Below are 17,107 nucleotides of genomic sequence, written 5' to 3' on the forward strand. Positions count from 1 at the left end.
GCCGAGCTTCGCACGGCAGGTGTGGGACGCGGGTTAGCGGGTCCGCACCACCTGGCCGCGGAACACGGCGTCGAGGTCGTAGCGGGCCGGCTCGTCCAGCTGGCCGTAGTCGCACGACGCGGGCTCGCGGTCCGGCCGCCACCGCACGAACCGCGCGTTGTGCCGGAACCGCGACGGCATGCCGCCTTCGGTGTTCTCGTAGGCGACCTCGACGACGCGCTCGGGCCGCAGCGGCACCCATTCGTGCTCGGTGGCGCGCCAGCGGCTGATGCCGCCGGGGATCCGCTGGCCCTCGCCTTCCGCGCGACCGCCCCACGGGTGGTCCTCGCCGTCGGTGACCAGCGGCGCGAGCTCTTCGGCGAGCTCGCGACGGCGCTCCTTGGGGAACGACCCGACGGTGCCGACGTGGTGCAGCACGCCCTTCTCGTCGTGCAGGCCGAGCAGGAACGACCCGACGAGTTCGCCGGGCCCGCCGTCGACGTGCCAGCGCAGCCCGGCCAGCACGCAGTCCGCGGTGCGCAGGTGCTTGTACTTGTGCAGGACGCGTTTGCCCGGCGTGTACGGCTCGTCCAGGGGCTTGCCGATGACGCCGTCGAGGCCCGCGCCCTCGAAGAGCTCGAACCAGTGCCGCGCGGTGGCGGGGTCGGTGGTGGCCGGGGTGAGCCCGAACCGGTCGCCGGCCAGCTCGACGAGCCGTTCGCGCCGGGCCGACGTCGGCTCGTCCAGCAGGGACTCGTCGCCGAGGGCGAGCAGGTCGAAGGCGACGAACTCGGCGGGCTGCTCGTCGGCCAGCAGCGTGATGCGGCTTTCGGCGGGGTGGATCCGCTGGGTGAGCGCGTCGAAGTCCAGCCGGCCGCCGCGCGCGACGACGAGCTCGCCGTCCAGCACGACCCGCGGCGGCAGCGTCTCCAGCAGCCGGGAGACGGCTTCCGGGAAGTACCGGTTGAGCGGCTTCTCCGCGCGGGACTGCAGGTACAGCTCGTCGCCGTCCCTGAAGACGATGCAGCGGAAGCCGTCCCACTTCGGCTCGAACAGCAGGCCCCCGGAGTCCGGGATGGCCTTCGCGGGCTTGGCGAGCATCGGCTTCAGCGGCGGCCGCAGCGGTAGGGGCATGCGGGCATTCTGCGGAAAGACGCCGCTCAGCGCACGCGTTTCGCCGCGCTCGTGTCAAGCTCCAGGCGGACGGCGGTGGGCAGGACGTCGAGGCCGAGCGACTCCCGCGCCCTGGTCAGGACGCGCGCGTCCAGGTCTTCCCAGACGCTCTTGAGGTCGGTGCCCTCGTGCAGCCACAGGGTGATGCGCAACGCGGGAGACGTCCGCGACCCGACCGCGCGGACCCGGGCGCGGCTCACGCCGTCGAGCTGTTCGGCGTCGGCCTGGACCGCGCCGGAGATCGCGGCGGCGGTGACGACGAGCTCCGCGCCCTCGGTGCGGTCGAGGTCCACGTCGGGCCGCGGCTCCGGACGCAGTGAACGCAGCGTCCCGCGCAGGCCGAACACGAACAGCAGGACGCCGAGCACGATCGCGACGATCCGGGCGGGCGTGGCGTGGCCGCCGAGCCAGTCGAGGGCCATCGGGTCGAGCAGCGGACGGCGGCCGCGGAACTCGCCGAGCCAGCCGAGGCCGACCACCAGGGCGAGCGCGCCGCCGGCCAGCGCCAGCAGCCCGACGAGGAACGTCCAGGTGCGTTCGCCCGTGTACGACCGGGAAAGCGCCTTCGCGGCGACTGACTTGCTCATGCGCGCACCTCGCTGACGCTCGGTGCCTGCTGAGCACAAAGCGCTGTGCTGGATGATTCACTCGCAAGCTCGCTCATCGGCGGTCCTTGGTGGAGTCGACGACGACCGAGACCTTGGGCCGTCGCACGAGCGGAACGTCGTCGAGCAGCGCGGACACCGTCTCCAGCAGGCGTGGCCGCAGCTCGCCTTCGGTTTCGAGGGTGCTCTTCGCGCGGACCCGGACGCGGCGGGCGCTCGCGGTGACCGTCGCGCCGGCGACGTTGTCCTGCGCGCGCACGGTGAGCCCGACCAGCCGGGCCAGCGAGCGCGGCGACGTCGAGACGCTCACCTCGTCGGCCGGGTCGGTGAGCCGGATCGCGCGGCTCTTGGCGGCCACCGCGCACAGCAGCAGGACCAGGCCCGCGGCGGCGAGCACACCGGCGCCGACGCGCACCGCGTAGGCGTCCCAGCCCAGCGACGCGAGTTCGGCCTGCCAGCGCGGCCACGGCACCACCAGCGGGCCGGAACCGGGCCGCCACCAGTGCCAGCCGACTTCGAGCGCGAGCAGCGCGCCGGCGGCCGCGAAGGCGAGGCCGAGCAGAGTGGACAGGAGGCGGACGAGCGGGCGCACGGCTACCGCACCCTCGGCGGCACGTCCGGCCGGAGCGCGGACACCGTCACGGCCAGGGTGCGGACGCGGTAGCCGGTGAGCAGCTCGACCTCCTCGGTGACCTTCTCCCGCACGACGCCGACGACGGTCCGCACCGGCGCCGGGTACTGCAGGGCCAGGTCGAGCGCGAGGTCGACGTCGTTGTCGAGGCCGCCGACCTTCGCCTTGGCGCCCTTGCCGTCGCGTGAAGTGCCGGGGACCTGGTCGGCGGCGTGCTGGGCGACCTTGCGCACGACGGCGTGCCCGACGGTGAGAGTGCCGCGCTCGGCCGGTTCGGCGAGCTCGCGCGGCACGTCGAGGACGCGGCTCACTTGTCGCGGCCCTTGCCGAAGAGCTCGCCGAGGTCGAGCTCGCCGTCGAGGACCCGGCCGGCGACCAGGCCGATGATCCCGACGGCCAGCGTCACCAGGAACGCGGTGAACCCCTGGGTCGCGGCGAGGCCGAGGATCAGCCCGGCGAGGAGCCCGGTCTGCGTTGCGTTCACATGTCCTCCTTGGACGGTCCTTCGAACGGAAGGTGCGGGTCACAGCACTCGGGGCGGACGGCGACGGCGGCGGAACCGGGCCAGGACGGCCGCGATCCCGCGGCGGTTCACGACGAAGGTCACGGGAGCGTCGTAGCGAGAGTCCACTTCGGACTCAGTGGGCCTGGCTGAGGCGGTGCGGGATGAGGCGGCACCGGCCGACCCGCCCGGACCGCCTGCCGCCCCCGCCGCCCGGAAGCGGGCCAGCCCGGCCGCGAACTCCGCCGGGTCGCCGCCCACGTCCGGGTGGTGGGCGCGCACGAACGCGCGGAAGGCCGTCCGGCCTTCCGCGTCGCCCCTGTCGCCCGGGTCGTGCCCCGTCATTCCACCCGCGTCGATTCGGGTTCTTCCTCGCCGGGCAGGTGGATGTCGTTGACGGCGATGTTCACCTCGATCACCTCGAGGCCGGTGATCTGCTCGACCGCGGTGATCACGTTGCGCCGCACCGCGCGGGCGACGTCGGTGATGCGCGCGCCGTACTCGACGACCACGTCGAGGTCGATGGCCGTCTGCTTCTCGCCGACCTCCACCGCGACGCCGGCGGTCGTGACCGTGCCGGAGCCGGGGATGCGTTCGCGCAGGGCGCCGAGCGCGCGCGACACCCCGCCGCCGCCCAGGGCGTGCACCCCGGGGACTTCGCGGGTGGCCAGCCCGGCCACCTTCTGCACGACCACCGACGAGATCGTGGTGCGGCCGGCGGCGCCCTCCTCGTTGAGCGGGGTCACCGTGCCGGGGCTTTCGGTCCGTTCCGGGTGCATGCGTGCGGGCTCCTCTCGCGGCGGTCTCTCGCCCGTACGATGCCCCGCGGCGGGCAAACCTCACGCAAGATCCCCCGATCGGGGGAACGGCTAGCCGGGGTGGACGTCCACGACGTGCACGTTCACCGTCGTGGCGACGCCGAGCTGGCGGGACAGCTCCGCGGTGATCCCCTGCCTCAGCGCCTCGGCCGCCGCGTCGGCGGTGAGCCCGAACCGGACCGACACCAGCACCTGCACGGCGTCGTCCTCGACCGCGACGGCCGACACCCGCACCCCCTCGGGTGCCCGTTCGGCGGCGATGGCCGACGCGAGCTGGGCGACGACGTTCCCGGTGACGCGCAGGCTGCCCGTCTCGCCGGGCACCTCGACGGCGGTCCGGCGGCCGCGCGCGACGGCTCGCAGCACGCGTTCGACCAGCCCGGGTGGGGTCGGCACCCGGCGGCGCGCCGCCGCGCGCACGGCGTCCCAGCGGGGGTCCCGCTCGGGATCGGAAAGCTCGGCCATCACCGCTCCCTCAACTCGGCGAGCAGCGCCACCCTGGCCCGGTGCAGCCGCGAGCGCAAGGCGCCGACGTTCACGTCGAGCACCTCGGCGACCTCTTCGTAGCTCAGGCCCTCCAGCTCGCGCAGCACCAGCGGCACGCGCTGCGACACCTCCAGCCTGCCGATCGCGCGCAGCACCGCGTCGACCTCCTCGGCCCGCACGACACGGCCCTCGGGCCCCGGGTCGGCCCCGGCGAGCAGCGCACTGTCCAGAGTGGACTGTCCGTCGGGTTCCGGGCAGTCGAGCGAGATCGTGGGCCGGCGCCGCCGCAGGAGGGCGAGCGCGCTGTTGGTGACGACGCGGTAGAGCCAGGTCGACACCGCGGACTCGTGCCGGAAGGAGCCGAGGGAGCGCCACGCGGCGAGCCACGCGTCCTGCACGACGTCCTCGGCCTCGGCGGCGCTGCCGGTGATCCGCAGCGCGACGCGGTACATCCGCGGCGTGTGCTGCCGCACGAGCGCGCCGAACGCGGCGTCGTCGCCGGCCGCGGCCCTGGCGAGCAGGTCGGCGTCGCCGCTCACCCGGCGTCCCGGCGGTAGCGCAGGAACGTGAAGCCGTCCTCGAGCAGGATCGACGCGAGCGCGAGCCGGCGCGGCACGGCGACCGGCCCCGCGGCGATCCGGGCGGCCGGGCCGGCCACGAGCAGCGGCGCGACGGTCAGGCACAGCTGGTCGACGAGGTCGTCCGCGACGAGCCGGCCGAACAGCCGCGGCCCGCCCTCGCAGGCGACGCGACGCAGCCCGCGCGCGGCGAGCAGCTCGAGCGCGCGGCGGACGTCGACGTCGTCGTCGCCCGCGCGCAGGATCTCCGCCCCGGCGGCTTCGAGGGCGCCGGTCGGCGCGGACTCCGTGGTGACCACGATCGGGGGTACGACGGTCTCGGTGAACAGCCGGGACGAGGGGTCGAGATCCGCGGTGCGGGTCACGACGGCGATCGGCGGGACGGTCCCGAACCCGAGCCGGCGACGGCGTTCCAGCCGCTTCGGGCCCGCGACGACCCCGCGGTAGTCCTCCGCGCGGGCGGTGCCGGCGCCGACCAGGACCACGTCGGCGAGGTCGCGTCCGAGCAGGAAGACCCGCCGGTCGGCGGCGTGCGAGAGCCCCGCGGACGTCGTGTCGACCTCGACGGCGCCGTCGGCCGAGGCGACGAAGTTCACCTGGACCCACGGGCGGTCGAGATCGGCCGGGTAGGCGTAGATCCCCTCGAGGTCCACCCCGGTCAGCTCGCCCGTCGAAGAGGGCCACACGCTCCGCACGCGACAATCCCAACACGGGCGTGAAGTGCGTCTCGACCGGGGGACATCGCCGCCGGGCGCGCCCCGCCGCGCGGTTAGGCTCTGCGACCATGCCCGCGCACCTCGCCGATCGCCGTCCCGAGCTGTCCGCCGACGAGCTGATCGGCGCGCTGGTGCCCCCGCCGCGCTTCGACGCGGTCCGGTTCGACACGTACCTCCCGAACCCCGACGAGCCGAGCCAGGCCGCCGCGGTCGAGGCGTGCTCGGCGTTCGCGGCCAAGATCGGCGCGCGCAAGGAGAAGAAGCGCTTCAAGCTCTTCGGCGGCTCCCCGGAGCCGGCCGGCCCGATGGGGCTCTACCTCGACGGCGGCTTCGGCGTCGGCAAGACCCACCTGCTCGCCTCGGCCTGGCACGCGGCGCCCTCGCCCAAGGCGTACGGCACGTTCGTCGAGCTGACCCACCTGGTCGGCGCGCTGGGCTTCGCCGAGGCCGTGCGGCGGCTGTCCGAGCACCGGATCCTGGCCATCGACGAGTTCGAGCTGGACGACCCGGGTGACACCACGCTGGTCACGCGGCTGCTGCAGGAGCTCATGGACGCCGGCGTGTACATCGCGGCCACGTCGAACACCCTGCCGGAGAAGCTCGGCGAAGGCCGCTTCGCCGCCGAGGACTTCCTGCGTGAGATCCAGACGCTGTCGGCCCGCTTCGGCGTGGTGCGCGTCGACGGCCCGGACTACCGCCACCGCGGCCTGCCGGAGGCGCCGCCACCGGTCTCGCCCGAAGTCCTCGAGGAGTCCGTCGCCGCGCACGAGGGGTCCACTGTGGACGACTTCGACGCGTTGTGCGCGCACCTGGGCGAGCTGCACCCGTCCCGCTACGGGCGGCTGCTCGACGGCGTCACCCGCGTGCACCTGCGCGGCGTTCACCCGGCGCCGGACCAGAACGTGGCGCTGCGGCTGGTCGCGTTCGCCGACCGGCTCTACGACCGGGCCATCCCGGTCGTCGTCTCCGGCGAGCCGCTGCCGTCGCTGTTCACCGAGGAGATGGTGAACGGCGGGTACCGCAAGAAGTACCTGCGCGCGGTCAGCCGGCTGACGGCACTGGCACGCGACGCGGCACCGACCACGTGAGCAGCACGACGGCGACCGCGAACAGCGTCCCGCCGACGACGTCGGTCAGGTAGTGGTAGCCCATCCCGACCAGCCCGGCGGCCGCGGCGAGCAGCGCCAGCGCGGCGAGCACGGCGACGACCGCCTTGCGCGTGACGAGGACGAGCACGGTCAGCACCGCGACCAGGCTCACCGTGTGGCCGCTCGGGTAGACCAGGGTGTCGTTCTTCCACCGGTCGTAGAGCGGTTTCAGCAGCCAGCCCGTCAGCAGGATCGCCAGCAGCGGCGCGCCGAGCGCGAGGGCGGCGTCGGTCCGCCGCCCGGCGCGCAGGCACAGCACGACGGCGAGCACGCCGAGGGCGATCACGACGTATGGCTCGGTCGGGAAGACCAGCACCCGCAGCACACCGGGGCTCAGGTGCGCGGTCCAGCCGGCGACGGTCGCGTCGACGGCGCCGGGCGTGGTCCCGCCGGCGAACGGCAGTCCCAGCAGCACCGCGAGCAGGCCGCAGACCGCGGCCGGCACCCACATCGTCCTCACTCGCGAGAGGGTAGCTGTGACTCCGTGATGCACCCGTCTGCCACGATGCGGGCATGCACATCACGGTGGCGGGGGCCGGGATCATCGGCCTGAGCTGCGCATACCGGCTGGCCGGTGCGGGACACGACGTAACGGTCGTCGCGGCGGCCCCGCCGGGGGAGACGACCTCGGCGGTCGCGGGCGGGGTGCTGTACCCGCCGGTGCGCCTGCCGGACAAGCGGATCGTGCGCTGGACGGCCGAGACCCTGGCGGTGCTGCGCGAGCAGGAGGCGCCGGGCGTGCGCTTCCGCCGCGGCCACGTCCTGCTGGCGCCGGGCGAGCCCGAGCCGCAGTGGCTGCCGGCGATGCTCGACCCGGTCCGCGACGGCGGCCACCTGCGGTTCACGACGGCGCTGGTCGACACCCCGGTGTACCTGGACTGGCTCCTCGCACAGGTGGTGGCGCTGGGCGTGCGCGTCGAGCACCGGACGTTGGCTTCGCTGTCGGACCTGGGTCCGGTGGTCAACGCGACGGGCCTGGGCGCGGGGGCGCTGGCGGGCGACGGCTCGATGGTCCCGATCGGCGGGCAGGTCGTGCACCTGAGCGACCCGGGTTTGCCGGAGTTCGTGGTCGACGAGAGCGGCCCGGGCGTCACGTACGTCATCCCGCACGGCGGCCACGTCGTGTGCGGCGGCACGGAGGAGCCCGGCCGGGGAGACGTCGAACCGGACCCGGCCGTGACGGCGGACATCGTGCGCCGCTGCCGCGAGCTGGTTCCGGCGCTGGCGGGGTCGGAGGTCCTGCGGTCGGCGGTGGGCCTGCGCCCGTACCGGCCGGTGGTGCGGCTGGAGCGGAAGGGCGAGGTCGTGCACTGTTACGGCCACGGCGGCTCGGGGATCACCCTGGCCTGGGGCTGCGCGGCGGACGTCACCGAGTTGTTCGCGACCTAAGGTGCCGAGAAGGCGGCGTGGTCGGCCTCCGTCCGGTCGGCGTACCGCACCGCGTACGCGCCCATCGCTTCGTCCAGTTCGGAGTCCTCGGCGAAGTAGCCCGCGAGGACCTTCGGGTGCAGCGAGCGCGTGTGGGCGCGGGCGAGCAGTGCGCCCGCCAGCCTGCCGTAGTCGTCGAGGTGGTCCTTCTCCAGCTCCGACGGGTCGATGTCGCCCTTGAGGTTGCGGAACTGGCGGACGATGAACGGGACGCCGTCGATCGTGGTCCAGCCGAGCAGGACGTCCGTTTCGGCCTGGACCAGGCGGGCGCCGTCGACGATCCGGCGGCCTTCGTGCTCCGCTTCCGGCAGGTCGAGGTACGGCGCGAGCGCCGGCGGTTGCGCCTGTTTCACCTGCAGCACCAGGTCTTCGTCGTCGTTGCCGTGCAGCAGGGCGACGTAGCTGCGCAAGCCCACGCTGCCGGTGCCGACCACGCGGAACGCGACGTCGGCGATCCGGTACCGCGCGATGAGCGTCCGCCGTGACTCGCGCAGGGTGTCCACATAGGACACCAGGCCGGCGGCGACCGCCTCGGCCGTCTTCTCGTCGACGTGCGTGAGCACCGGCGGGTCCTCGACGAACCGGTGGCGCGCCAGGCCGGTCTCGTGGTCGTCGACGCGCTCGGTCCACTTCGCGGCGACCTTCGCGCTGTCGTTCTTGCGGGCCTTCTCGGCGGCGTCGGCGAAGTCGTCGATCAGCTCGTCCGCGCGCGCCTTGGACAGCACCGAGGAGTCCGGCAGGGCGTTCCAGCTGCGCAGGAACGGCAGGTCGGCGAGCGCGCGGATGGTGCGGCGGTAGGACTTCACGGCGTCTTCGGCGGCTTCGCGGCAGCCGGACTCGCCGATGCCGCCCTCGCGGCCGGCGAGCACGAGGCTGGCCGCGAGCCGCTTGAGGTCCCACTCCCACGGGCCTGGGACGGTCTCGTCGAAGTCGTTGATGTCCATCACGATCTTGCCTTCGGGCGTGCCGTAGAGCCCGAAGTTGGCGGCGTGGGCATCGCCGCAGAGCTGCGCGATGACCCCGGACGACGGCGTCCCGGCGAGGTCGGCGCCCATCAGCCCGGCGGCGCCGCGGAAGAAGGTGAACGGTGAGGCGAGCATGCGTTCCCGGCGGAGCTCGACCAGTTCGGGGAGGCGCCCGGCGTTGCTGGCGTCGAAGTACTGCTTCGCACTCGGCCGGTCCTTCGCGGCGGCTTCGTGGTCGTGCACGCCGGCGGGCGTCTTGTCCCGGAGCCGCTTGCCCTGTTCGTAGAGTTCGGCCGGCGTGACGCTGTCGGCGCCGACGAGCGGCCGCTCCACCCATTCCCCTGATCCCATATCGGGCACAACGTCCGAAGGGGACGATCTGCTCCCGAGCCGCCAGGTGTCACCCGGCCGCGCTCATGACCCGAAGGCCGGGTCGGGGGACGCGCCGCCGGGCCGGGGCCGCGCATGCCGCGGCGGGGTTCTCGCCTGGGCCCGGGGGGGTGTTGTGGACTGCCGCCGCCTGCGGGAGGTAGATCCGCCAGGCCGGGCCGTGCAAAGCCGTGCCGGGTGCTCGCCTGGGCCGGGGTCTGCCGCCGCCCGAGGGAGGCGGCTCCGCCCGGCCGGGGCCGAGCATGCCTCGCCGGGGTGCTCGCCGGGACCGGGTCTGCGCTGTGGACTGCCGCCGCCCGCGGGCCGGCCGCAGCGTGCACCAGGGCCGCGCACCAAAGCCGCGTTGTGCTCCGGATGCCGCCGGGGCGGGAGGCTCACCCGGCGGCATCCGGGGGTTCAGGGGCGGATGACCTCGGCGATCGCGTCGATGCCGCGGTCCAGCTCCTCGCGGGTGATCACCAGCGGCGGTGCCACCCGCAGCGTGCGCTCGTGCGTCTCCTTGCACAGCACACCTCGGCCGGCCAGTGCCTCGGACGCCTCGCGCCCGGACGGTCCGCCAGGGGCGATGTCGATGCCCGCCCACAGGCCGCGGCCGCGGACCTCGGACAGCCCGGACCCGATCAGCGAACCCAGCCGCGTCTGCAGGTGGGCGCCCAGTTCCGTCGATCGCTGCTGGAACTCGCCCGTCGCCAGCAGGCGGACCACCGCGCGCCCGACCGCGCACGCCAGGGGGTTGCCGCCGAACGTCGAGCCGTGCTCGCCCGGCTTCAGTACTCCCAGGACGTCGCGGCGGCCGACCACCGCGGACACCGGCATGATGCCACCGCCGAGGGCCTTGCCCAGCGTGTACACGTCCGCGCGGACGCCCTCGTGGTCCAGTGCCAGCACCGTGCCGGTGCGGGCCAGCCCGGACTGGATCTCGTCGGCGATCAGCAGCACGCCGTGCTCGTCACAGGCGGCGCGCACGTCGGCGAAGTAGCCCTCCGGCGGGACGATGACGCCGGCCTCGCCCTGCACCGGCTCCAGCAGCACGGCGGCCGTGCGCGGGGTGATCGCGTCGCGCAGCGCGGCCGCGTCGCCGTACTTCACCGTGACGAAGCCCGGCGTGAACGGGCCGAAGTCGGCGCGGGCGGTCTCGTCGGTCGAGAACGACACGATCGTGGTGGTCCGGCCGTGGAAGTTCGAGTCGGCGACGATGATTTCGGCGGTGCCGTCGGGCACGCCCTTGACCCGGTGCGCCCACTTGCGGGCGATCTTGACCGCCGATTCGACGGCCTCGGCGCCGGAGTTCATCGGCAGGACGAGCTCGGTGCCGGTCAGCTCGGCCAGCTCGCGGCAGAACAGGCCCAGCTGGTCGTGGTGGAACGCCCGCGACGTCAGCGTGACGCGGCCGAGCTGCTCGACCGCGGCGGCGATCAGGTCCGGGTGGCGGTGGCCGAAGTTCAGGGCCGAGTACCCGGAGAGGAAGTCCAGGTAGGACCGGCCTTCGACGTCGGTCACCGAAGCCCCGGAAGCTTCGGCGATCACGACGGGCAGGGGGTGGTAGTTGTGCGTGCTCCACCGCTCGTCGAGCTCGATGAAGCTCGCGGCGGAGGGGGCGGCGGTCTCCCGGCCGGCGAACGTCGTCATCTGTTCAGATTAGAGGCAGAACACGCAGAGTTCAGCCGGGAATCGTTGCTTTCACCCGTTGTTCGTTGCGCAATCCGTGTGTAACACCCTCGAAACAGTGCGCGCCGGTTGACGAGGCCATTGGTAAGCCGTAACTTACCGTTCGTGGCGACTTACGGAAGCGACCAGCTGGCCGCGCTGGCCGACCCGTCGCGGCGCGCGATCGTCGAAGCGCTCCGTGCCGGGCCGCGCGCGGTCGGTGAGCTGGCCGCGGACCTGCCGATCAGCCGCCCGGCCGTCTCCCAGCACCTCAAGGTGCTCAAGGAGGCCGGCCTGGTCGCGGACCGGGCCGAGGGCACGAAGCGGCTGTACCGCCTCGAGCCCGACGGCATCGCCGCGGTGCGCGCCTACCTCGACCGGATGTGGTCGGACGCGCTGCGCTCGTTCGCCGAGTACGCCGAATCCACCGAAGAGGAGCAGTCATGACCCTGGAGCCGATCCGCAAGACGATCACCGTCGCGTGCTCGCGCGAGCACGCGTTCAAGACCTACACCGAGGCCTTCGACAGCTGGTGGCCGCGCGAGCACCACCTGGGCGAAGCCGACCTCGCCGAGGCCGTCATCGAGCCGAAGCCGGGCGGACGCTGGTACGAGAAGACCGTCGACGGCGCCGAGTGCCAGTGGGGCGAGGTGCTCGTCTGGGAGCCACCCGCCCGGGTGGTCCTGTCGTGGCGGATCGACGGCGACTGGAAGGTCGACCCCGATCCCGCGCACGCCAGCGAGATCGAGGTGAGATTCGTCGAGGAGGGGCCGCGCAGCACGCGAGTCGAGCTGGAGCACCGGAACTTCGAGCGGCACGGCGAAACCGCGCAGAAGGTCCGTGACGGCGTCTCCACCGAGGGCGGACACGGTGGTCTGCTGAAACTCTTCGCCGAGAAAGCCGCCGCCTGAGCGGGTAACTTCACGAGATGGCCAAGAAGGACGACGGAAGCCGGGTCCGGAACACGCTGCGCGTCGGCGCGGAGCTGCCGGACCCGGGCTCGACCCCGGTGGGGCCCGGCAAGAAAGCCAAGGCGCTCGCCAAGTTCGAAGGCGCCGGCGAGCGGCTGTCCGGGCTGCAGGAGGCGCTCTACGCCGAGGGCGTCGGCGGCGGACGGCGCAGCGTCCTGCTCGTGCTGCAGGGCATGGACACCTCGGGCAAGGGCGGCACGGTCTCGCACGTGCTCGGCCTGGTGAACCCGATGGGCGTGCACTACGCCGCGTTCAAGAAGCCCACCGCGGCCGAGCGGCGCCACCACTACCTGTGGCGGATCCGCAAGCAGCTGCCCACGCCCGGCCAGATCGGCGTCTTCGACCGCTCGCACTACGAGGACATCCTGGTCCCGCGCGTGACCGGGCTGCTGACCGCGGCCGAGCGCCGCCGCCGCTACGGCGAGATCAACGCCTTCGAGCAGGAGCTGACGGATACGGGCACGACCGTCGTCAAGGTCTTCCTGCACATCTCGCCGGAGGAGCAGCTGAACCGGCTGAAGGCCCGGCTGGAGACACCCGAGAAGCGCTGGAAGTACAACCCGGGCGACCTCGAAGCCCGCTCGCACTGGCCGGCCTACCAGGAGGCCTACGCCGACATCTTCAAGAAGACGTCGACCGCCCACGCCCCCTGGTACGTCGTGCCCGCCGACCACAAGTGGTACCGGAACTGGGCGGTGGCCGAACTGCTGATCGAGACCCTCACGGAGCTGAAGCCGGAGTTCCCGGAGCCGGACTACGACGTCGCCGAGGAGCTGGCGAAGCTGAAGGGTGTTGGCGTCCCGTCGTGATCGTCTGAAAGAGTGCGGACGTGACCGATGTCGACGACCTCCCGTTCCTCCGCAAGCAGGCCCAGACCCAGCGCTTCACCCTCGGCGCGCCGAAGGAGTTCCGGGTCGCCCCGGACGCCTCGCGCGTGCTGTTCCTGCGCGCGGAGTCGGGCACCGACCCCCGGCACAGCCTGTGGTCGGCCGACCTGGCGACCGGCGCCGAGGCGAAGCTCGTCGACGCCGTCGAGCTGCTGCCCGGCGAGGAGGAGCTGCCGGCCGAGGAGCGGGCGCGGCGTGAACGCGCCCGCGAGACCGGCGGCGGGGTCGTCCACTACAGCGTCGACGCGGCGTTCACGGTCGCCGCGTTCTCGCTGTCGGGCAAGCTCCACACCCTGGATCTCGCTTCCGGCGAGGTGACGCTGCGCGTCGACGGCTCGGTGATCGACCCGCGGCCGAACCCGGCCGGCACGCACGTCGCGTACGTGCAGGACCGGCGGCTGCACGTGCTGGAGCTGGCCACCGGCGACGACCGCGTGCTCGTCGAGGAAGACGGCGAGGACATCGCCTGGGGTCTCGCCGAGTTCATCGCGGCCGAGGAGATGGACCGCAGCCGCGGCTACTGGTGGTCCCCGGACGGCGCGAGGATCCTGGCCGAGCGCTCCGACCGCGGCCCGGTGCCGCGCTGGACGATCGCCGACCCGGCCAACCCGCAGCACCCGGCGAACGTCGTCGCCTACCCGGCCGCGGGCACCACGAACGCGCTCGTGTCGCTGTCGGTGCTCGGCCTGGACGGCTCCCGCGTGGACGTCGCCCCGGGTGAGTGGGAGTACCTGGCGTCGGTGCACTGGTCGGCGGGCGGCCCGCCGCTGCTGGCGGTGGAGCCACGCGACCAGAAGCGGATGGACGTCCTCGCCCTCGACGTCGCCGACGGCTCGACCTCGGTCGTGCACACCGCGGCCGACCAGCACTGGATCGACATCGTCGGCGGCGTCCCGGCGTGGACCCCCGACGGGCGGCTCGTCACCGAGGAGATGGTCGACGGCGACCACCGCCTGTTCGTCGGCGGCGAGGCCGTCACCCCGGCCGGGCTGCAGCTGCGCGCGGTGCTCGACGTCGGCGACGAAATCCTCTTCAGCGCGTCCGAAGAGGACCCGACGCAGATCCACGTGTTCCGCACCGAAGGCTCGTCCGTCCGCCGGCTGTCCACTGAGGACGGCGTCCACGTCGGCGCCGGGTCCGCGGCGGTCACCGTCCTTTCCTCGTGGAGCCTCGAACACAGCGGCCCGCACGTCTCGGTGCTGCGGGACGGCGCGCCGGTCGCGTCGATCGCAGTGTCCACTGTGGACCCGGACATCGTGCCCAACCTGACCTGGCTGACGCTGGGGGAGCGCGGCCTGCGCGCGGCGCTGCTCCTGCCGCGCGGCTACGAGCCGAGCGAAGGCAAGCTGCCGGTGCTGCTCGACCCGTACGGCGGCCCGCACGCCCAGCGCGTGCTGCAGAGCCGCAACGCGTTCCTGACGTCGCAGTGGCTCGCCGACCAGGGTTTCGCGGTGCTCGTCGCGGACGGCCGCGGCACCCCGGGCCGCGGCGCGGTGTGGGAGCGCGAGGTCCACGGCCGGCTCGCCGACGTCACCCTGCAGGACCAGGTCGACGCGCTGGAGGCGGCGGCTGCGCAGTTCCCCGAGCTGGACGTCGAGCGCGTCGGGATCCGCGGCTGGTCCTACGGCGGGTACCTCTCGGCGCTGGCGGTGCTGCGCCGGCCGGACGTCTTCCACGCGGCGGTCGCGGGCGCGCCGGTCACCGACTGGTCGCTGTACGACACGCACTACACCGAGCGGTACCTGGGCAAGCCCCAGGACGAGGTCGAAAGCTACGCGCACAACTCGCTGATCGAGAGCGCCGCGGAGCTGAGCCGGGCCCTGCTGATCGTGCACGGGCTGGCCGACGACAACGTGTTCGTCGCGCACTCGCTGCGGCTGTCGTCGGCGCTGCTGGCGAAGGGGCGGCCGCACGTCTTCCTGCCGCTGGCCGGCGCCACCCACATGACGCCGCAGGCCGAAGAGGTCGCGGAGAACCTGATGCGCACGCAGGTGGACTGGCTGCTGCGCGAGCTTTCCGCCGTGGACAAGGAGAATTCATGAGCCGTTGGGGTCTCACGATTCCGCTGACCGGAGTGCCGCTGACGGCGCACCGGGAGCTGGTCGAGCAGCTGCCGGACCTGGGCTACACCGACGCGTGGACGGCGGAGACGGCGGGCACGGACGCGTTCACGCCGCTCGTGCTCGCGTCGCAGTGGGCACCGCAGCTGCGGCTGGGCACCGCGATCGTCCCGGTGTACACCCGCGGGCCGGGCCTGCTGGCGATGCAGGCGGCGACGGTCGCGGAGCTGGCACCCGGCCGGTTCGTCCTCGGCATCGGCGCGTCGTCCCCGGTGATCGTCTCGAACTGGAACGCGGCGGCCTTCGAGGAGCCCTTCGCGCGGTCCCGGGACACGCTGCGGTTCCTGCGTTCGGCGCTGGCGGGGGAGAAGGTCAGCGAGAAGTACGAGACGTTCGCCGTCTCGAAGTTCCGGCTGGAGCGCCCGGCCGACCCGCCGCCGTCGATCATGCTGGCGGCCCTGCGCCCGGGCATGCTGAAGCTGGCGGCCCGCGAAGCGGACGGCGCGATCACCAACTGGCTGGCGGCATCGGACGTGCCCCAGGTGCGCTCGGTGATCGGCCCGGACGTCGAGCTGGCGGCCCGGATCTTCGTCTGCCCGACGGAGGACGCGGAAGCGGCGCGTGGTCTGGGCCGCATGCTGATCTCGAGCTACCTGACGGTCCCGGTGTACGCGGCGTTCCACGACTGGCTCGGCCGGGGCGACGCACTGGCCCCGATGCACGAGGCGTGGGCGGCGGGGGACCGGCAGAAGGCGAACCAGGTGATCCCGGACGCGGTCGTCGACGAGCTGGTGATCCACGGGAGCGTGGAGTCGTGCCGCGAGCAGGTGCAGTCCTATGTGGACAACGGGCTGACGACGCCGATCATCGCGCTGCTGCCCACGGGCGGGGATCCGTTCGAGCAGGTGCGGGGCCTCGCGCCGCGCTGAGGGGTCGTGAGTGAGAAACAGGGTTAGAACACTGTTTCTCACTCACGACCAAAGTGCGGTGGCGAGCAGCAGGCCGAGCGCGCCCGAGGTGAGGCCCGCGACCACCGTCACCACGACGTTGAGCACCGCGTACAGCCGTGTCTTCTCCAGGAACAGCCGGACGGTCTCGTAGCCGAACGTCGAGAACGTCGTCAGGCCGCCGCAAAACCCCACCGCCACGAGAGCCCGCACCGACGACGGCTCCGCGCCGTGCAGCAGCCAGCCGCTGAGGAAGCCCAGGATGAACGAGCCCACGACGTTCACCGTCAGCGTCCCGAACGGGAACGGCGAGTCCCGCCACGCCTGTACGCGGCGGTCGGTCAGGTAGCGCAGGATCGAGCCCGCCGCCCCGCCGAGGGCCACCAGGACCAGCGTCACTCCGTCCGCCCCACGTAGCGGACCACCTCGACCTGGTCGAGCGTCACCAGGCCCTCGCCGATCAGCTCGTCCAGCTGGGGCAGGAACGCGCGCAGCTTGTCCTCCGCGTCGATGATCACGATGACCATCGGCAGGTCCTCCGACAGCGACAGGATCCGCGTCGTGTGGATCAGCGACGACGCGCCGTAGCCCTCGACGCCGCGAAGCACCGAAGCGCCCGCCAGCCCGGCGTCGCGCGCCCGGCGGACGATCTCGTGGTAGAGCGGCTTGTGGTGCCAGTGGTCGTCTTCGCCGAGGTAGATCGTCAGGCGGGTGGCCGGCCCTTCCATCAGCGTCCCTTCCGGACCGCGCGGGTCGCCGTCAGGCCGGCCGTCACCGCGGCCAGGCACAGCACCAGCGACGCTGCCGTGTACAGCAGCGAGCCCAGTATCCGCCCGGTCGTCGCGGCGTCGAGGGTGTCGGTCACGAACGTGGAGAACGTCGTGAAGCCGCCGAGGATCCCGACGCCGAGGAACGGCCGGAGCAGGTGGTGGGGACGCGCGGTGGTCGTCAGGAACGCCATCAGGACGCCGATGAGCAGGCACCCGAGCACGTTGGTGAGCAGCGTGGCGACAGCGAACTCGCCGCGCGCGTGCGGGATCGCCACCGACAGGCCGTAGCGGGCGAGACTGCCCAGCGCGCCGCCGGCGCCGATCGCGAGCAGGACGTCCCACCGGGTCGCCGGAACCGCGGAAATGCCGATCACCTCCCGACCGGGAACCTACTCCAGCAGGCTCC

Annotated in this window: 23 protein-coding genes; 7 read left to right on the forward strand and 16 right to left on the reverse strand. The window is 73.1% G+C overall.

The genetic code is table 11. The features are described 5' to 3' along the window. Window positions 1-33: 33 nt before the first annotated feature. The 10 genes from ACZ7OU_RS20645 to ACZ7OU_RS20690 all read right to left on the reverse strand — a co-directional run bounded on the left by ACZ7OU_RS20645 (window position 34) and on the right by ACZ7OU_RS20690 (window position 5,467). Window positions 34-1,113, reverse strand: coding sequence for an ATP-dependent DNA ligase (locus ACZ7OU_RS20645; protein WP_470256271.1), 1,080 nt, complete (start codon window positions 1,111-1,113; stop codon window positions 34-36). Window positions 1,114-1,139: 26 nt separating this feature from the next. Then, window positions 1,140-1,739 carry an Asp23/Gls24 family envelope stress response protein gene (locus ACZ7OU_RS20650; RefSeq protein ID WP_470256272.1) on the reverse strand — a complete coding sequence of 200 codons (600 nt, stop codon included), beginning with the start codon at window positions 1,737-1,739 and terminating at the stop codon, window positions 1,140-1,142. Between the two features lie 73 nt (window positions 1,740-1,812). After that, window positions 1,813-2,349, reverse strand: coding sequence for a DUF6286 domain-containing protein (locus tag ACZ7OU_RS20655; RefSeq protein WP_470238458.1), 537 nt, complete (start codon window positions 2,347-2,349; stop codon window positions 1,813-1,815). Between the two features lie 2 nt (window positions 2,350-2,351). Further along, window positions 2,352-2,699, reverse strand: a complete 348-nt coding sequence (locus tag ACZ7OU_RS20660; RefSeq protein WP_470238457.1) for an Asp23/Gls24 family envelope stress response protein — start codon at window positions 2,697-2,699, stop codon at window positions 2,352-2,354. Further along, entirely contained in the window at window positions 2,696-2,872 is a 177-nt protein-coding gene (locus ACZ7OU_RS20665) for a hypothetical protein (RefSeq protein ID WP_013224542.1), read from the reverse strand. The genes ACZ7OU_RS20660 and ACZ7OU_RS20665 overlap by 4 nt, the downstream gene beginning before the upstream one ends. 39 nt (window positions 2,873-2,911) lie before the next feature. Then, window positions 2,912-3,235, reverse strand: coding sequence for a hypothetical protein (locus ACZ7OU_RS20670; protein ID WP_470256273.1), 324 nt, complete (start codon window positions 3,233-3,235; stop codon window positions 2,912-2,914). Next, complete coding sequence (locus ACZ7OU_RS20675; RefSeq protein ID WP_470238455.1) at window positions 3,232-3,669, reverse strand: Asp23/Gls24 family envelope stress response protein; 438 nt, start codon at window positions 3,667-3,669, stop codon at window positions 3,232-3,234. The genes ACZ7OU_RS20670 and ACZ7OU_RS20675 overlap by 4 nt, the downstream gene beginning before the upstream one ends. A 90-nt stretch (window positions 3,670-3,759) precedes the next feature. Beyond that, window positions 3,760-4,173 (reverse strand): Asp23/Gls24 family envelope stress response protein, encoded by a 414-nt coding sequence (locus ACZ7OU_RS20680; RefSeq protein ID WP_470256274.1) that lies wholly within the window; start codon window positions 4,171-4,173, stop codon window positions 3,760-3,762. Next, complete coding sequence (locus tag ACZ7OU_RS20685; RefSeq protein ID WP_470238453.1) at window positions 4,173-4,733, reverse strand: RNA polymerase sigma factor; 561 nt, start codon at window positions 4,731-4,733, stop codon at window positions 4,173-4,175. The genes ACZ7OU_RS20680 and ACZ7OU_RS20685 overlap by 1 nt, the downstream gene beginning before the upstream one ends. Beyond that, window positions 4,730-5,467 (reverse strand): pyrimidine reductase family protein, encoded by a 738-nt coding sequence (locus ACZ7OU_RS20690; RefSeq protein ID WP_470256275.1) that lies wholly within the window; start codon window positions 5,465-5,467, stop codon window positions 4,730-4,732. Before ACZ7OU_RS20690 ends, ACZ7OU_RS20685 begins: the two co-directional genes overlap by 4 nt. Before the next feature lie 89 nt (window positions 5,468-5,556). Here ACZ7OU_RS20690 and zapE point away from each other — a divergent pair, with 89 nt between their 5' ends. Further along, window positions 5,557-6,576 carry a cell division protein ZapE gene (zapE, locus tag ACZ7OU_RS20695; RefSeq protein ID WP_470256276.1) on the forward strand — a complete coding sequence of 340 codons (1,020 nt, stop codon included), beginning with the start codon at window positions 5,557-5,559 and terminating at the stop codon, window positions 6,574-6,576. Here zapE and ACZ7OU_RS20700 read toward each other — a convergent pair. Then, window positions 6,530-7,081, reverse strand: coding sequence for a phosphatase PAP2 family protein (locus tag ACZ7OU_RS20700; RefSeq protein WP_470257633.1), 552 nt, complete (start codon window positions 7,079-7,081; stop codon window positions 6,530-6,532). The two genes, zapE and ACZ7OU_RS20700, sit on opposite strands and share 47 nt — an antisense overlap. A 68-nt stretch (window positions 7,082-7,149) precedes the next feature. On the opposite strand from ACZ7OU_RS20700, the gene ACZ7OU_RS20705 reads away from it, so the two are divergent. Continuing rightward, entirely contained in the window at window positions 7,150-8,025 is an 876-nt protein-coding gene (locus tag ACZ7OU_RS20705; RefSeq protein WP_470256277.1) for an FAD-dependent oxidoreductase, read from the forward strand. Here ACZ7OU_RS20705 and ACZ7OU_RS20710 read toward each other — a convergent pair. Continuing rightward, a complete protein-coding gene (locus ACZ7OU_RS20710; RefSeq protein ID WP_470256278.1) occupies window positions 8,022-9,380 on the reverse strand; it encodes a DUF2252 domain-containing protein in 1,359 nt (452 codons plus the stop codon). The genes ACZ7OU_RS20705 and ACZ7OU_RS20710 overlap by 4 nt on opposite strands. 435 nt (window positions 9,381-9,815) lie before the next feature. Then, complete coding sequence (gene rocD, locus ACZ7OU_RS20715) at window positions 9,816-11,048, reverse strand: ornithine--oxo-acid transaminase (RefSeq protein ID WP_470238448.1); 1,233 nt, start codon at window positions 11,046-11,048, stop codon at window positions 9,816-9,818. Between the two features lie 144 nt (window positions 11,049-11,192). On the opposite strand from rocD, the gene ACZ7OU_RS20720 reads away from it, so the two are divergent. Genes ACZ7OU_RS20720 through ACZ7OU_RS20740 form a run of 5 tightly spaced genes read left to right on the forward strand, consistent with a single transcriptional unit; the run spans window position 11,193 to window position 15,913 of the window. Beyond that, a complete protein-coding gene (locus tag ACZ7OU_RS20720; protein WP_329049429.1) occupies window positions 11,193-11,513 on the forward strand; it encodes an ArsR/SmtB family transcription factor in 321 nt (106 codons plus the stop codon). Further along, on the forward strand, window positions 11,510-11,977 hold the full coding sequence (locus ACZ7OU_RS20725) for an SRPBCC family protein (protein WP_470256279.1): 468 nt from the start codon (window positions 11,510-11,512) through the stop codon (window positions 11,975-11,977). Before ACZ7OU_RS20720 ends, ACZ7OU_RS20725 begins: the two co-directional genes overlap by 4 nt. A 17-nt stretch (window positions 11,978-11,994) precedes the next feature. After that, on the forward strand, window positions 11,995-12,846 hold the full coding sequence (locus ACZ7OU_RS20730) for a PPK2 family polyphosphate kinase (RefSeq protein WP_470256280.1): 852 nt from the start codon (window positions 11,995-11,997) through the stop codon (window positions 12,844-12,846). Between the two features lie 20 nt (window positions 12,847-12,866). After that, complete coding sequence (locus ACZ7OU_RS20735) at window positions 12,867-14,966, forward strand: S9 family peptidase (RefSeq protein ID WP_470256281.1); 2,100 nt, start codon at window positions 12,867-12,869, stop codon at window positions 14,964-14,966. After that, window positions 14,963-15,913, forward strand: coding sequence for an LLM class F420-dependent oxidoreductase (locus ACZ7OU_RS20740; protein ID WP_470256282.1), 951 nt, complete (start codon window positions 14,963-14,965; stop codon window positions 15,911-15,913). Before ACZ7OU_RS20735 ends, ACZ7OU_RS20740 begins: the two co-directional genes overlap by 4 nt. Window positions 15,914-15,955: 42 nt before the next feature. Here ACZ7OU_RS20740 and crcB read toward each other — a convergent pair whose 3' ends face one another. Genes crcB through ACZ7OU_RS20755 form a run of 3 tightly spaced genes read right to left on the reverse strand, consistent with a single transcriptional unit; the run spans window position 15,956 to window position 17,066 of the window. Then, a complete protein-coding gene (crcB, locus tag ACZ7OU_RS20745) occupies window positions 15,956-16,330 on the reverse strand; it encodes a fluoride efflux transporter CrcB (protein ID WP_470238442.1) in 375 nt (124 codons plus the stop codon). Continuing rightward, window positions 16,327-16,659 (reverse strand): DUF190 domain-containing protein, encoded by a 333-nt coding sequence (locus ACZ7OU_RS20750; protein ID WP_470238441.1) that lies wholly within the window; start codon window positions 16,657-16,659, stop codon window positions 16,327-16,329. The genes crcB and ACZ7OU_RS20750 overlap by 4 nt, the downstream gene beginning before the upstream one ends. Further along, window positions 16,659-17,066 carry a fluoride efflux transporter FluC gene (locus tag ACZ7OU_RS20755; protein ID WP_470257634.1) on the reverse strand — a complete coding sequence of 136 codons (408 nt, stop codon included), beginning with the start codon at window positions 17,064-17,066 and terminating at the stop codon, window positions 16,659-16,661. Before ACZ7OU_RS20755 ends, ACZ7OU_RS20750 begins: the two co-directional genes overlap by 1 nt. Window positions 17,067-17,107: the final 41 nt, after the last annotated feature.

This window comes from Amycolatopsis sp. NPDC114505 (assembly GCF_055633615.1).